The following is a 14,033-nucleotide window of genomic DNA, read 5'->3' on the forward strand; positions in this document are numbered from 1 at the left end:
GATCATCCACTACCGGAAAGACTGTCGAACCCCGATGAGCAGAACCCTGCACTTGAACGCATTCCTGATGTCGACCGGCCACCATGAGGCGTCGTGGCGGCTGCCGGAATCGGACCCGTTGGCGCACCTGAATATCGAGCACTACATCCATCTGGCGGAAACGGCCGAGCGCGGCCTCTTCGACTCGATCTTCTTCGCGGATTCGCCGGTGCTGCAGGGTGATCCCGGCCGCCGGCCGGTCGGCAAGCTGGAGCCGACGATTCTGCTGACCGCGATCGCATTGCGCACCCGCCGCATCGGCCTCATCGCCACGGCCTCGACCAGCTACAACGATCCCTACAATCTGGCGCGGCGATTCGCCTCGGTGGACTGGGTGTCCGGCGGCCGGGTGGGCTGGAATATCGTCACCACCGCGGGTGCCGACGCGGCCCGCAACTTCGGCCTCGACGACGTTCCCGACCACCGGCTGCGCTACGAGAAGGCCGCCGAATTCGTCGATGTGGCAACAAAGCTCTGGGACAGTTGGGAGGACGACGCCTTCATCGGCGACAAGGAACTCGGCATTCACTCCGACCCGGACAAGGTGCGCGAGATCAACCATATCGGCGAGTTCTTCCGGGTGGCGGGGCCGCTCAATGTGCCGCGGTCGCCGCAGGGGTATCCCGTTCTGGTGCAGGCCGGTTCGTCCGAGGACGGGAAGGGGTTCGCCGCCCGCTACGCCGAGGCGGTCTTCACCGCGCAGCAGACCCTCGAGGACGGCAAGCAGTTCTACGCCGATCTGAAGGAGCGGGCGCGCCGGCTCGGACGCGACCCCGACACCGTCAAGATCCTGCCGGGCATCGTCCCGGTGATCGGCGACACCGAAGCGCACGCGCGGGAACTCGACGACGAACTGACCCGCCTCATCCAGCCGGAATACCAGCGCCGCACCCTCGCCGAGCGGTTCAAGCTGCCGGTGGAGGCGCTGGATCTGGACAGCGAACTGCCCGCGGATCTCCCGACCGAGGACGAGATCCAGGGCGCGAAGAGCCGGTTCACGCTGATCGTCAACCTCGCTCGCCGCGAACGACTCACGGTCCGTCAGCTGATCGCGCGCCTCGGTGGCGGTCGCGGGCACCGGACCTTCGCGGGCACCGCGGAACAGGTCGCCGACACCATCCAGGAATGGTTCACCGACGGCGCCGCCGACGGATTCAACGTGATGCCGGCCGCCCTGCCCTCCGGGCTGGAGCGGTTCGTGGACGAGGTGGTGCCGATCCTGCAGGAACGCGGCCTGTTCCGTACCGAATACGAGGCGACCACCTTGCGCGGGCACTATGGATTGGCGCGTCCGGAGAACCGGTTCGCCGTGGCCGCCGATGCGGCGATCGCGCAGTGAGCCGGACGGATTCGGCTGCCGATCAGGGGTGGGTGCGATATCTGCTGCATCGATGTCTGTCGCATCCGCGTGCCGTCGCGGGTGCGGTCGCCGGCGCCCTCGGTAGTGCCGTGCTGACCGCGGCACTTCCTCTGGTGGTGCGCCACGTCGTCGATACGCTGGGCGATTCCCGGGTACCGCTGGCCGCCGCCGTCACCGTCCTGATCGTCATCGGTGTGCTCCGGTTCGGGCTGTCGATGCTGCGCAGGGTGTGCTCGTCGACGCTGTCGCTGGGCGTCCAGTTCGATCTGCGGTCGGATCTGTTCGCCGCGCTCGTGGGGATGCCCGGGCGCGAACAGATGGCGGTGTCCACCGGACAGGTGGTGAGCCGCGCGATCAGCGACATCACGCTGATTCAGATGTTCCTGCAACTGATTCCGATCGTCACCGGCAACGCCGCGCTGCTGGGGGCGGCACTGGTGTTGATGGCGACGATGTCGTTGCCGCTGGCGGGTATCGCGCTGGTGCTGCTGCCGGCCCTGTGGTTCGTCACCCGGCGCTCGCAGCGAGAGTTGTTCCCCGCCAACTGGGACGCGCAGGCCCAGGCGGCGGAGGTGGCGATGCGGGTGGAGTCCGCGGTCGCCGGTGTCCGCGTGGTCAAGGGGTTCGGGCAGGAGCGCCGGGAGACCGGTGAGCTGGAGCGGCGCGCCCGTGACCTGTTCCGGTCACGGCTGCGCGTCGTGCGGCTCACCAGCCGGTTCACGCCCGCGATGGCGGCGCTGCCGGCGCTGGGCCAGGTGTTCATCTTGGTGGTGGGAGGTCTGCTCGCCCTCCACCAGAGCATCAGCCTGGGCACGTTTCTGGCGTTCATGACGTATCTGGGTTCGTTCGTGAGCCCGGTGCGGCAGTTCTCGACACTGCTCACGGTGAGCCAGCAGGGGAAGGCGTCACTGGATCGGGTGCGCGAGGTCATCGATGCGGGCCCGGGCCGGGAGGCGGCCGTGGTCCCCCCGATCGCCGCGGCCGCCGCGCCGCCGCGGATCGACCTGTCCGGGGTGAGCGTGCGAATCGGCGACACCGCGGTTCTCGACCACCTGGACCTGACCATCACCGCCGGTGCGACGGTGGCGCTGGCGGGCGGCGCCGGATCCGGGAAATCGACTCTGACCGCACTGCTGCCGCGGCTGATCGATCCGGATGCCGGGGTGGTGCGGCTCGACGGCGTGGATGTGCGCGAGATGCCGGATCTGCGCGGCCGGGTGGCCATCGTCTTCGAGGACACGCACCTGATGGCCGATACCATCCGGGCGAATGTGGCCTACGGCCGTCCGGAGGCCACCGACGATCAGGTCTGGCACGCGCTGTATCTGGCCGCGGCCGACGACTTCGTCCGGCGGCTGCCCGAACAGCTCGACACCCCGATCGGCGAACGGGGGCAACGACTTTCGGGCGGGCAGCGGCAGCGACTCGCGCTGGCGCGGGCGCTGATCACCGACGCCCCCGTGCTGGTGCTCGACGATGCGACGTCCGCGATCGATGCGAAGGTGGAGCAGACCATCTTCGAACGCATCGCCGCCGAGGTTCAACACCGGACGACAGTTGTTGTGGCACACCGAGTGTCGACACTCGCCCTGGCCGATCGGGTGGTGATACTGGACGAGGGCCGGGTCGCGGAATCGGGCACCTTGGCCGAGCTCCAGGAATCCGGAGCCCTGTTCGCGACGCTGTTCACACCGCCGGATGTCGCGGACATCGGTGCGACACTGCGCAGTACGACCGACGGTGTGCCGACCGAGATCCTGTGGGCCGAACCCGCCGAGTACGGCGACGAGAGCCGCACCCTGGAGCAGATGGCGCGGGCGTTCTCCCACCATGCGGCCGGGGCGGGCGGTTTCGCGCGCGGCGGCGGCATGATGACCTCCGCACCGCCCAGCGGTGATGTGCAGGCCCTCATCGACGCGCTGCCACCGGTAACCGGTGAACCCGAGGTGTCCGCAACATTCACTCGCACAGCCGATCCGGATTTCGGGCTGCGCCGGTTGCTGCGGCCGTTCGCCGGTCCGCTGCTGGCCGGCCTGGGCCTGGTCGCATTGGACGCGATCGCGCAGATTCTGATCCCGGTCCTGGTGCGCTACGGCATCGATCGGGGTGTTCTGGTCGGCGCGCGGGACGTCCTGCTCGGCGCGGCGGCGCTCGCGGCCGCGGTGGTACTCGTCGACTGGGCGATCAGCGTCGCGCAGGTGCGGGTGACCGGGCGAGCCGGGGAACGGCTGCTGTTCGGCCTGCGGGTGAAGACGTTCGCCCAGCTGCAACGGCTCGGCCTGCAGTACTACGAACGCGAACTGGGTGGCCGGATCATGACCCGCATGACCACCGATGTCGACGGTCTGTCCACCTTCCTGCAGACCGGACTGTCGACCGCGCTGACCTCCTCGCTGACCATAGGCGGCGTGGTGATCGCACTGCTGGTGATCGACGCCCGGCTGGCCGTGGTGGTGCTGGCGCTGATGCCGATCCTCCTCGCCGCCACGGTGTGGTTCCGCCGGCTGTCGGTGCCCGCCTACAACACGGCGCGGGACAAGGTCAGCGCGGTCAACGCCTATCTGCAGGAGAACGTCGACAACATCAAGGTCACGCAGGCCTATCGCAGGGAAGGGTTGAACCAGGCCAGGTTCGACCGGCTGTCGTGGGAGTACCGCGACGCGCGGCTACGCAGCCAGACCCTGATGGCCGTGTTCTTCCCGTTCATCGAATTCCTGTCGGTGGTCGCGACGGCCGCCGTCCTCGCCGTGGGCGTGCATCAGGTGCGCGGCGCGGCGCTGAGCGCTGGGACGCTCATCGCGTTCCTGCTCTACATCGATCTGCTCTTCGCCCCGATTCAGCAGCTCTCGCAGGTGTTCGACAGTTATCAACAGGCGGTCGTGGGTGTCGATCGGCTCGGCCGGTTGTTCGCGGTCGAGGTCGCCACCCCGCAGGCGGCGCGGCCGCAGGCGGTGCACCGCGTCGACGGTGCGATCGAGGTCCGGGACGTGAGCTTCCGGTACCGGCCCGAGGACGCCGCCGTCCTGCACGACGTGACGTTGCGTATCGAACCCGGGCAGCGGGTCGCGCTGGTGGGCGAGACCGGAGCCGGAAAGTCCACGCTGGTCAAACTCCTGGCCCGCTACTACGACCCGAGCGGCGGGCGAATCCTGGTGGACGGCACCGATATTCGCGAGTTCCGGCTCGAGGACTACCGCAAACGACTCGGCGTGGTGCCGCAGGAGCCGTACCTGTTCGGCGACACCGTGCGCGACGCCATCGCCTACGGAAAAGCGGACGCCGATCCGGCGGAGATCGAATGGGCGGCCCGGGCGGTCGGAGCCCACGAGATGATCGCCGGACTCGACCACGGCTATCACCACCCGATCGGACCGCAGGGCAGGCTGCTGTCCTCCGGGCAGCGGCAACTGCTCGCCCTGGCCCGAGCGCAACTCGTCGAACCCGACATCCTCATCCTCGACGAGGCCACCGCCTCCCTCGACCTCGCCACCGAGGCCCGGGTCCGCGCGGCCATCGACGTGCTTACCGCCGGCCGCACCACGATCGTGGTGGCACATCGGCTGGCGACCGCGGCGGATTCCGACCTCGTCGCGGTGATGGTGGGCGGCCGATTGGCGGAGGTCGGCCCGCACGCGGAACTGCTGCGCGCGGACGGAACCTACGCGGCGCTGTGGCGGGCGTATGTGGGGGCGTCGCGAAGCGAGGACGACCGCGAATCGGCGCGGTTGTAGAGAGGCGGCGCGGCGCGGTTCGCTGTGCGGGTGCGGGCCCGCGAACACGGGTTACTAGGCTGACCGCCGTGCTGCTTTCCGATCGCGACATCCGTGCCGAGCTGGCCGCCGGGCGGCTCGGGCTGGAACCGTTCGACGAGAAATTGGTTCAGCCGTCGAGTATCGATGTGCGGCTGGATCGAATGTTTCGAGTGTTCAACAACACTCGCTACACCCATATCGATCCCGCGCAACGCCAGGACGAACTGACCACCCTGGTCGAACCCGACCAGGGTGAACCGTTCGTCCTGCATCCGGGCGAATTCGTCCTCGGTTCGACGCTCGAGGTCTGCACCCTGCCCGACGATCTGGCCGGACGCCTGGAGGGTAAATCGAGCCTCGGCCGGCTCGGCCTGCTCACTCATTCCACGGCGGGATTCATCGACCCGGGTTTCAGCGGTCACATCACGCTGGAGTTGTCGAATGTCGCGAATCTGCCGATCACGCTGTGGCCGGGGATGAAAATCGGCCAGCTGTGCCTGTTCCGCCTGAGCAGCCCCTCGGAACACCCCTACGGCAGCGCGGCGGCCGGCTCGAAATATCAGGGTCAGCGCGGGCCCACACCCTCGCGGGCGTATATGAACTTCCCGCTGCCGGAGGATTCGATTCCGCAACCCGCGGAGTCCTGAACAGCACCCTTGCTGGAAGCGTGGTTGGGCTGGGGCCTGAACTTTTCGTGCAAACCTCGCCGGAAATCGGCGAAAAACGTCGGAATCGGTGAGGTTTGCACGATTGATTCAGCCATGCCGAACCCGGATCGGCGGGCATGTCGCCGACCGGGCCGGGCGTCAGCTCGGCGGCAGCACGTGCGCGCCCGACTTGTCCGTCGACAATGCCAGTGAGCTGATGTATTGGATTTCGCCCTCCGGCCCGGGGACCGCGGAGGCGATCATGTCGGGGCGTTCGAAGTCCATTCCGGTGACGTGGCAGGTGAGGGTTTCACCGGAGGGGTTGCCGTGTTCGTCGAACATGTCCAGCTCGATTCCGTCGTCGCCGCGGCGCAGGTAGTACTTACCCCGGGTGAGGACGGCGGTGAGCGGGGTGGCGACGAAGGCGATCACGACGGCGACGATCGGCGAATACGGTTTCAACGCCGCACCGAAGACGCCGAAGAAGGTCATGATCGACAGCACCGCCGACAATCCGAAGCCGACCAGGCCCACCGGATTGAAGTTGTAGAGCATGCCGCGCCGGAATTCGGGCTGTTTGGGCGAGAGCTTCAGCAGATACTTGTTGACCGCGATATCCGTTGCGACGGTGACGATCCAGGCGATACCGCAGTTGGCGTAGAAGCCGAGGATGTCGTTGAGGAAGTCGAACATATTGGCTTCCATCAGGATCAGCGCGATCGCCAGATTCACCCCGAGGAAAACCAGCCGGCCCGGATAGGTCTTGGTGACGCGGGTGAACGAGTTGGTCCACGCCAGCGAGCCCGAATAGGCGTTGGTCACATTGATTTTGATCTGTGAGATGACCACCAGCACCACCGCGAGCGTCATCGCCAGCCAGGACGGAACCATATCGCGATAGATCTCCAGGAACTGATGCACCGGCTGATTCGCGATGTCCTGTGCTCCCGGCAGATTCGCGATCAGATAGACGGCGAGGAACAGGCCGACGACCTGTTTGACGGCGCCGAAGACCACCCAGCCCGGGCCGGCCAGCAGCATCCAGCCCCACCATTTGCGCGCGTTATCCGGGGTTTTCGGTGGCATGAACCGCAGATAGTCGATCTGCTCGGCGATCTGCGCGATCAGTGACAGACAGACACCAGCGGCCAGCAGCGCACCGGAAAGGCTCACGCCCGCACCGTCCTTACCGCCGTAGGCGAAGAACGAGTCGATCGATTCGGGGTGGCGGATCAGCAGGAACGCGAACGGCAACACCATCAGCAGCAGCCACAGCGGCGTCGTCCAGACCTGTAGTTTCGCCAGCGTATTCATGCCGTAGACGACCAGCGGGAAGATCAGCACCGTGGAGAGCAGATAACCCAGCCACAGCGGAATGTGCAGGCCCAGATTCAGGCCCTGCGCCATGATCGATCCCTCGGTGGCGAAGAAGATGAAGGTGAACGAGGCGAACACCAGGTTGGTGATCACCGAACCGTAGTAACCGAATCCGCTGCCGCGGGTGATCAGATCCAGATCGATGTTGTAGCGGGCGGCATAGTAGGCCAGCGGAAATCCGGTGATCATGATGATGATCGCGAAGATGCCGATGCCCAGCAACGCATTTCCGGTGCCATTCGCGATACCGATGTTGGCGCCGATGGAGAAATCCGCGAGATAGGCGATACCACCCAGCGCGGAGACGCCGACCACGGCCGGACTCCATTTGCGATAGCTGCGGGGCGCGAAGCGCAGCGTGTAGTCCTCGAGGGTTTCCTTCGTCGCGGCGGCGGCGGTCGCCGGACGGGTTTGCACATCAACCACGATCTACTCCTCATCGTTCCCGCGCTCGGCGCGGCCTTTCGAGGGTGCAGGCCCGATGTGGTGTCCGTTTTGCCGCTCGGTTACCGCCGTGTAACGCCCCGCGACGTGCGGTTTTGCGCTCTCCCTTTACCGTGGTGCATGACCTTTGACTCGACAGCGAAGGCGAACGACCCCGGTGCGGGCGCGGCCATCCGGCCCTCAGCGACCGACCGGATCCGCTCCTGGACGGCGCTGGTACTGGCCGCCGCACCCACCGCGGCGATCCTCACGGTGGTGCTCTACGGGCTCGGTTTGGCGATGGGCTTCGGCACCCTCGGCATTCTCGCCATCGTGTGGTTGGTGGTGTGTGTGCTCGTCGCGGTGGTGTGCTTCCTGGGCGCCGAGCGGCGGTGGGTGTCGGCGCGTTTCGGAGTGCGCGCGCCCACCCCCGGCGAGCGGCACGCGCTGACGACGGCGTGGGAGCGGGTGTCCCGGCGATCCGGCATCGCCTCCTCGTCTCATTCGCTGTGGATCCGGGAGAGCGAGCGTGAACTGCTGCTGCCCCGGCGGATGATCGCGGTCCCCGCGGCCGTACTCGGTGCGCCGCCCCGGGAACTCGAAGCGGTGCTCGCCCGCGAGCTCGGGTATCGGTCCGAGGGGCGGGTGGCGTTGTGCCAGTTCGTGTTCCGGTACTTCAATCTGCCGCTGGTGTGGCTGGAGCGGGTGTTGCTCTCGGGCCCTGCCGCGGTCGGAGCATGGCTGACGCGGCGGATGACACCACCGGCGGCCCGGATCTTCGGTATCGGCTGGAGTGCGGTCAGCCGGGTGCTGGTCGCCTGCCCGGCGATCGCGGCGACCACCGTGATCGTGGGGCTTCCGGCCGCGCTGCTGCTGCGTATCGCTCCGGAGGTGGCGGCCTGCGCTCTCGTGCCGGTCGTGCGCCGCATCGACTACCGGGCCGACCGGGCGGCCGTCGACCTGGGCTACGGTACGGATCTCGGTGTGGCGCTGCAGGAACGCCGGGCGGAGTCCGACGACGCGGCGGCGCTCTACGCACTCTCGGTGTCCGCGTACGCGCCGCGCACCGCGGTCGACGAGCGGGTCCGCCACATCCGTGACCGCATGGACGAGCGGGTGCGTATCGCCGGCCATTCCGGGCCGGTGCTTCCCGAAGGTGGTGCTACACAATTTTTTCCGAGGCCCGATCGGTGAGGTGGCGGATCGGCCGGTGAGTGAGCCGGAGGTCGTGGAGCCGGTGCCGGGGATCGACGGGCGTCGCCGGTTCAGCAGTCCTCGAAGGCGGCTTTGACGTATCCCGAGGACTGGTACAGGTACTGATAGGCCCACCGTGCCACCCCGATGCGCGGATGCGCGTCGACGAGCAGAACCTCACCGCCCCAGCACTTTCCGAGCACATATCGGGCGCGGGAGATGTGCGGAGTGAAGGTCACCACGATCACGCGCCGCCAGTTCTCCCGTGCCGCGCGGGCGGCCAGTTCGCGTCCCTCGCCGCGCGTGGTGCGCGGGTCGGGGTCGAAGCAGCTCACGCGGAAGCTGTATCCGCCGTGACAGATTCGATTGATCAGCGGGGAGTGGTCGTAGGGATCGGAGAACACCACCTGCGGGGCGTAACCGTCGTGGGCCAGGCGCAGCGCCAGCTCCTCGCGGCCGTCGTGCGCGCCGCCGAGGACCAGGATGGCATCGGCCGGGCGCGGTGCGTCGGTTCGCGGCCGCACGTACACCGGCCACAGCGCCGCCACCGCGACGGCGAGCACGAGCACCACTCCCACCGCACCGCGCAACCACCACCGTTTTCGCACTCTGCGATGGTAAGTGGTCGGCGAATGCGCTGATCGGCGGCGGTTTCTCCCTGTACACCCACTGTTGCCTGCGCCCTCGCCTCGTGGACGCGGACCGGCCATACCCGGCGCGTATCAATCGACTATGCGTCTGACGGTATTCGGGACGGGATATCTGGGAGCCACCCATGCCGCCTGCATGGCCGAGCTCGGTCACGAGGTGCTCGGGGTGGACATCGACCCCGGCAAGGTGGCCAAATTGTCCGACGGCGTCGTGCCGTTCTACGAACCCGGCCTGGAAGCGGTGCTGCGCCGCAACCTCGACGCCGGGCGACTGCGCTTCACCACCTCCTACGAGGAGGCGGCCGCGCATGCCGACGCCCACTTCCTCGGCGTCGGCACCCCGCAGAAGAAGGGGGAATACGGCGCGGACCTGAAATATGTCCACGCCGTGGCCGATTCGCTGGCGCCGCTGCTGGAGCGGCCGTCGGTGCTGATCGGCAAGTCGACGGTGCCCGTCGGCACGGCCGCGGAACTGGGCCGCCGGATGCGATCCCGGGCCCGCACCGATGTCGAGGTCGCCTGGAATCCGGAATTCCTGCGGGAGGGGTTCGCGGTGCGCGACACCCTGCGGCCCGACCGGCTGGTACTCGGTGTCGACGGCGAACGCGAGCGCGCCGACTGGGTGCGAGCGCAGGTGCGCGAGATCTACGCCGACCTGATCGCGGCGCAGGTGCCGTTCCTGCTCACCGATCTCGCCACCGCGGAACTGGTGAAGGTGTCGGCCAACGCGTTCCTGGCCACCAAGATCTCGTTCATCAACGCCGTCTCCGAGGTCTGCGAGGCCACCGGGGCCGATGTCACGATGCTGGCCGACGCGCTGGGCCACGACGCCCGCATCGGCCGGCGATTCCTCAACGCCGGGCTGGGTTTCGGCGGGGGTTGCCTGCCCAAGGACATCCGCGCGTTCATGGCCCGCGCGGGGGAGCTCGGCGCCGATCACGCGGTCGCGTTCCTGCGTGAGGTCGACAACATCAATATGCGCCGGCGCACCAAGGTGGTCGATATGGCGGCCAAGGCGTGCGGCGGTTCGCTGCTGGGCGCCAACGTGGCGGTGCTGGGCGCGGCCTTCAAACCGGAATCCGACGATGTGCGCGATTCGCCCGCGCTGAACGTGGCCGGAATGATCCAGCTGCATGGCGCGGTGGTCACGGTCTACGACCCGAAAGCGCTGGAGAACTCCCGTCGCGTCTTTCCGACGCTGAATTACGCGACCTCGGTGGCGGAGGCGTGTGATCGGGCGGATGTCGTGCTCGTTCTCACCGAATGGGACGAGTTCACCGCACTCTCGCCGCGCGACCTCGAGCCGGTGGTGCGCGGGCGTTCCATCATCGACGGACGCAACTGTCTCGAGCGCGCCGCGTGGACCGCCGCGGGATGGGTGTACGCGGGACTCGGCACGTCGTAGTGTGGCGGGAGCCAGGTAGAGTGGCGGCGCCCTGCGGCATGCGCATCGGGCCCGTTCATGGCGGCCTGGGAACGCTCGCACGGCCCAGCGCAGGCCGTCGGGGGCGGTGGCCGGGGCCTACCGGTCGTGAAGCGTGAAACGAGATGGGCGGCAGATGAGTTCGGTACTGGGAGTTTCGGTGGGGGCCGGCGCCATTCGCGTCGCGATCCCACATCCCGGTAACTCCGCCGAACGATTCGTCGCCACCGCCTACGACGTGCAGGCGATGCCGGTCGCCGAACAGCAGTCCATGGACGATGTGGCCGCCCAAACCGTCGGCGCCGTCTTCGGTTCCGCACCCGAGATCGCCGCGACCGCGCTGGCCTATCGCAACGAACAGCATGCGCGCACGCTGCGGGGCGCCCTCGCGCGCCGCCAGCTCACCAACTACGAACTCGTGCCCGAGGTCGCGGCGGCCCGGGAATTCCTGCGCGCCACCGGTGAACTGCAGGGTTATCGCACGGTCGCGCTCTACGACCTCGGTAGTTCCGGCCTCTCGGTCAGCGTGATCGACGTCGAGTCCGGAACGGTGAGCCACAGCGAGCGCACCAGCGATATCAGCGGCGACTATCTGGATTCGCTGATCCGCGAACAGCAGATCGCCTCCGGCCGGATCGAACATCCGCCCACCGCACAGGGTTTGGCGGCCCTGGACGGCGTGTGCCGGCAGGCCAAGGAGCAGCTGTCGAGCACCACGGCGGTCGCGGTGCCGTCCGAGCACGGCCTGGTGTTGTTGTCGCAGGAGAACTTCGAAGCGCTGATCATGCTCGCCGTCGAATCCTCGGCGCGCATGACCCGCGATGTGATGATGCGCTCCGAACAGGCCGTGCAGGCGGTCTTCGTGATCGGCGGTTGCGCCCGGATACCGCTGATCGCGCGCATTCTGGAGCGGTGGATGGGGATGCCGGTGCTGGTGCCCGCCGACCCGGAGACGGTGATCGTGCGCGGCGCGGCACTGCTCGCCCGCCCCGCCCAGGTGGCCGCACCCGCGCCCGTTCCGCAGGCTCCCGGGCCCGGATCCGCCGACGACACCGTGCAATTGGCGCCGGTGTGGCTGTCCGAGGATGCGCTGCGCCGCGCGCGCAAACGGAACAAAGCCCGCGCCGCGAGCACACTCGGCGGCAAGGTGGGTGCCGTCGGTGCCGGTCGTCGCCGGGAGTTGAGCGTGGCGGGGGTGGCGGTCGGTGCGCTGGTCGTCGTCGCCGCGCTCGGGATCGGGCTCGGCTGGGGACAATCGGTTCTCCGCGGCGATTCCCAGAGCAACACCTCCGCCTCCACTTCGGTGCCCGTCGCGCCGCCGCGCGCCTCCGCGGACCCCTCGGTCGCGCCGACCACCGATGCCACCAACGCCTCGGTGGCCGCGCCCACTCCGAACTGGCAGGCGCCCACCACCACGACCACACCTCCGCCGCCGGGGCCGCCGACCATCGTCGTCCCGGGCCTGCCGCCGATCGTGGTGCCGACCATTCCGCCGCTGCTGCCGCCGTTCCCGCCCCGGCAGTAGGTGGTTTCGCCGCTGTCGCAGCAGGCGGTTCCGTGAATCGGATTAGCCTGTTCCTCACCTATCGGCAGGCCCGAGGAGTGTGAGATGCCCCCTGTTCAGGTCGCGGTCTGTGGGCCGCGCGACTGCACGGATGCCGAGGCCGACACCGCGCGGGAGGTCGGGCGGCTGCTGGCTCGGGCCGGCGCGATCGTGTTGTGCGGCGGCGGAACCGGGGTGATGGCGGCGGTCGCCGAGGGGGCGTCGGCCGCAGGCGGCCTGGTGATCGGAGTCCGGCCGGACACCGGCCGAACGGGTGTGTGTGACGGTCTCTCCGCCGTCGTGTACACGGATATGGGCGAGGCGCGCAACGCGATTCTGGTCCGGTCGGCGGATGCGGTGATCGTGGTGGGCGGTTCCTGGGGAACGCTGTCGGAGTTGGCACTCGCCAATCGACGTGGGGACGTGCCGGTGGTGTCGATCGGTGGATGGCAGATCCTCGATGCCGAGGGTCGAACGGTCGAGGGGAGTCACCGGGCGGCGAATGCGGCCGAGGCGGTCGCATTCGCCGTGTCAGGTGCTCGGCCCGGCGGCTGACCCTCGCCTCATGGCGCGATTCCGGTGAGGGAGAAGAACTCCTGACGGGAGCGGGCGTCTTCGCGCAGTGTGCCGAGCAGGGTCGAGGTGACCGTGGTCGTGCCCGCGGCCTGGACTCCGCGCAGGGTCATGCAGGTGTGTTCGGCCTCGATGACCACGCCGACGCCCTTGGGCTCGAGGTGTTCGGTGAGCCAGTCGGCGATCTGCTTGGTCAGCCGCTCCTGGACCTGCGGTCGGCGGGAGAAATGTTCGACGATGCGGGCCAGCTTCGACAGTCCGAGAATGCGGTCGCCGGGCAGATACCCGACGTGGGCCACACCCACGAACGGCAGCAGATGGTGTTCACAGACCGAGCGCAACGGAATGCGGCGGGCCAGCACGAGTTCGTCGTAACCCTCCTCGTTGGGGAAGGTGGTCAGGTCGAACGAGCGCGGGGTGAACAGTTCGGCGTAGGCGCGCGCCATCCGGCCCGGCGTGGCCTGCAGATGTTCGCTGTCGAGGTTGACGCCGAGCGCGGTGAGGAAGGTGCGAGCGGCGTCCTCGGCGACCGGTAGGTCGATGGCGCCGGTGTCGTGGACGACGTGTAACGCGGGGACGGACACGCTAGCTCCCACCGACGCCGAGAGCGGTGAGCAGCACGAGTACCAGGGTCGCGACGGCCAGGACGCCGTGTCCGCCCACGATCGCCACCGGGAAATGCCGCTCGGCGGGTTCCGCGGTCTCGCTCGCCCCGGCCGGGTTCGCCGCCGCGTGGCTGACGGCGGCCTGGTTCGCGGTGCGGGCGCGGAATACCGGTAGCCAGCGGAAGAACATGACGAATCCGAGCAGCGCGACGGGCAGGAGCAGGACGAATCCGACCCACGCCAGGACGTCGTTGTCGATGACGAGGTAGACGATCCACACGACCAGTCCGGCGGCGGCGAGCAGGAAGTGCCCGAAGACCACCGGTGGTGGCAGATGACTCGAACTTGGTTGTCGTGCACCGCCTTTGGTGATCCAGGTGGCGAGCAGGAAGAATCCTCCGCCGGCGGTGAGCAGCCAGAGGATCAGAGCCGCGATGCCCATGATGA

The 14,033-nt window shown here is 68.2% G+C and carries 11 protein-coding genes; 7 read left to right on the top strand and 4 right to left on the bottom strand.

Annotated elements, in window-relative coordinates:
• The first annotated feature begins 34 nt into the window (after positions 1 to 34).
• The 3 genes from IRT45_RS27430 to dcd all read left to right on the top strand — a co-directional run bounded on the left by IRT45_RS27430 (position 35) and on the right by dcd (position 5,798).
• Positions 35 to 1,378, top strand: coding sequence for an LLM class flavin-dependent oxidoreductase (locus IRT45_RS27430; RefSeq protein ID WP_194808745.1), 1,344 nt, complete (start codon positions 35 to 37; stop codon positions 1,376 to 1,378).
• Positions 1,375 to 5,130 carry an ABC transporter ATP-binding protein gene (locus tag IRT45_RS27435; RefSeq protein WP_194808746.1) on the top strand — a complete coding sequence of 1,252 codons (3,756 nt, stop codon included), beginning with the start codon at positions 1,375 to 1,377 and terminating at the stop codon, positions 5,128 to 5,130. Before IRT45_RS27430 ends, IRT45_RS27435 begins: the two co-directional genes overlap by 4 nt.
• A 68-nt stretch (positions 5,131 to 5,198) precedes the next feature.
• The gene (gene dcd / locus IRT45_RS27440) at positions 5,199 to 5,798 is read left to right on the top strand and encodes a dCTP deaminase (protein ID WP_194808747.1); all 600 of its coding nucleotides are present in this window, start codon (positions 5,199 to 5,201) and stop codon (positions 5,796 to 5,798) included.
• 159 nt (positions 5,799 to 5,957) lie between these two features.
• On the opposite strand, the gene IRT45_RS27445 is transcribed toward dcd, so the two are convergent.
• Positions 5,958 to 7,601: a hypothetical protein gene (locus tag IRT45_RS27445; RefSeq protein ID WP_309241176.1), complete on the bottom strand. Its 1,644-nt coding sequence runs from the start codon at positions 7,599 to 7,601 to the stop codon at positions 5,958 to 5,960.
• 138 nt (positions 7,602 to 7,739) lie between these two features.
• On the opposite strand from IRT45_RS27445, the gene IRT45_RS27450 reads away from it, so the two are divergent.
• Positions 7,740 to 8,792: a hypothetical protein gene (locus tag IRT45_RS27450; RefSeq protein WP_194808748.1), complete on the top strand. Its 1,053-nt coding sequence runs from the start codon at positions 7,740 to 7,742 to the stop codon at positions 8,790 to 8,792.
• Between the two features lie 71 nt (positions 8,793 to 8,863).
• On the opposite strand, the gene IRT45_RS27455 is transcribed toward IRT45_RS27450, so the two are convergent.
• Complete coding sequence (locus IRT45_RS27455) at positions 8,864 to 9,400, bottom strand: YdcF family protein (RefSeq protein WP_309241177.1); 537 nt, start codon at positions 9,398 to 9,400, stop codon at positions 8,864 to 8,866.
• A gap of 124 nt (positions 9,401 to 9,524) precedes the next feature.
• Here IRT45_RS27455 and IRT45_RS27460 point away from each other — a divergent pair, with 124 nt between their 5' ends.
• From IRT45_RS27460 to IRT45_RS27470, 3 genes are all read left to right on the top strand, one after another.
• Positions 9,525 to 10,847: a UDP-glucose/GDP-mannose dehydrogenase family protein gene (locus IRT45_RS27460; RefSeq protein WP_036506686.1), complete on the top strand. Its 1,323-nt coding sequence runs from the start codon at positions 9,525 to 9,527 to the stop codon at positions 10,845 to 10,847.
• A gap of 154 nt (positions 10,848 to 11,001) precedes the next feature.
• Positions 11,002 to 12,390, top strand: a complete 1,389-nt coding sequence (locus tag IRT45_RS27465; RefSeq protein ID WP_194808750.1) for an Hsp70 family protein — start codon at positions 11,002 to 11,004, stop codon at positions 12,388 to 12,390.
• Between the two features lie 84 nt (positions 12,391 to 12,474).
• The gene (locus IRT45_RS27470) at positions 12,475 to 12,963 is read left to right on the top strand and encodes an LOG family protein (protein WP_194808751.1); all 489 of its coding nucleotides are present in this window, start codon (positions 12,475 to 12,477) and stop codon (positions 12,961 to 12,963) included.
• Between the two features lie 8 nt (positions 12,964 to 12,971).
• Here IRT45_RS27470 and folE read toward each other — a convergent pair whose 3' ends face one another.
• Complete coding sequence (gene folE / locus IRT45_RS27475; RefSeq protein ID WP_194808752.1) at positions 12,972 to 13,565, bottom strand: GTP cyclohydrolase I FolE; 594 nt, start codon at positions 13,563 to 13,565, stop codon at positions 12,972 to 12,974.
• A 1-nt stretch (position 13,566) separates the two neighbouring features.
• A partial coding sequence (locus IRT45_RS27480; protein ID WP_228535236.1) for a hypothetical protein occupies positions 13,567 to 14,033 on the bottom strand: 467 nt, incomplete at its 5' end.

The sequence above is a fragment of the Nocardia sp. BSTN01 genome (assembly GCF_015354405.1).
Lineage (GTDB): Bacteria > Actinomycetota > Actinomycetes > Mycobacteriales > Mycobacteriaceae > Nocardia.

Bases quoted from the DNA above. Each gene is read 5' to 3' on its own strand.
- IRT45_RS27430 (WP_194808745.1), top strand. From the start codon at position 35: ATGAGCAGAACCCTGCACTTGAACGCATTCCTGATGTCGACCGGCCAC.
- IRT45_RS27450 (WP_194808748.1), top strand. From the start codon at position 7,740: ATGACCTTTGACTCGACAGCGAAGGCGAACGACCCCGGTGCGGGCGCG.
- IRT45_RS27460 (WP_036506686.1), top strand. From the start codon at position 9,525: ATGCGTCTGACGGTATTCGGGACGGGATATCTGGGAGCCACCCATGCC.
- IRT45_RS27465 (WP_194808750.1), top strand. From the start codon at position 11,002: ATGAGTTCGGTACTGGGAGTTTCGGTGGGGGCCGGCGCCATTCGCGTC.
- IRT45_RS27470 (WP_194808751.1), top strand. From the start codon at position 12,475: ATGCCCCCTGTTCAGGTCGCGGTCTGTGGGCCGCGCGACTGCACGGAT.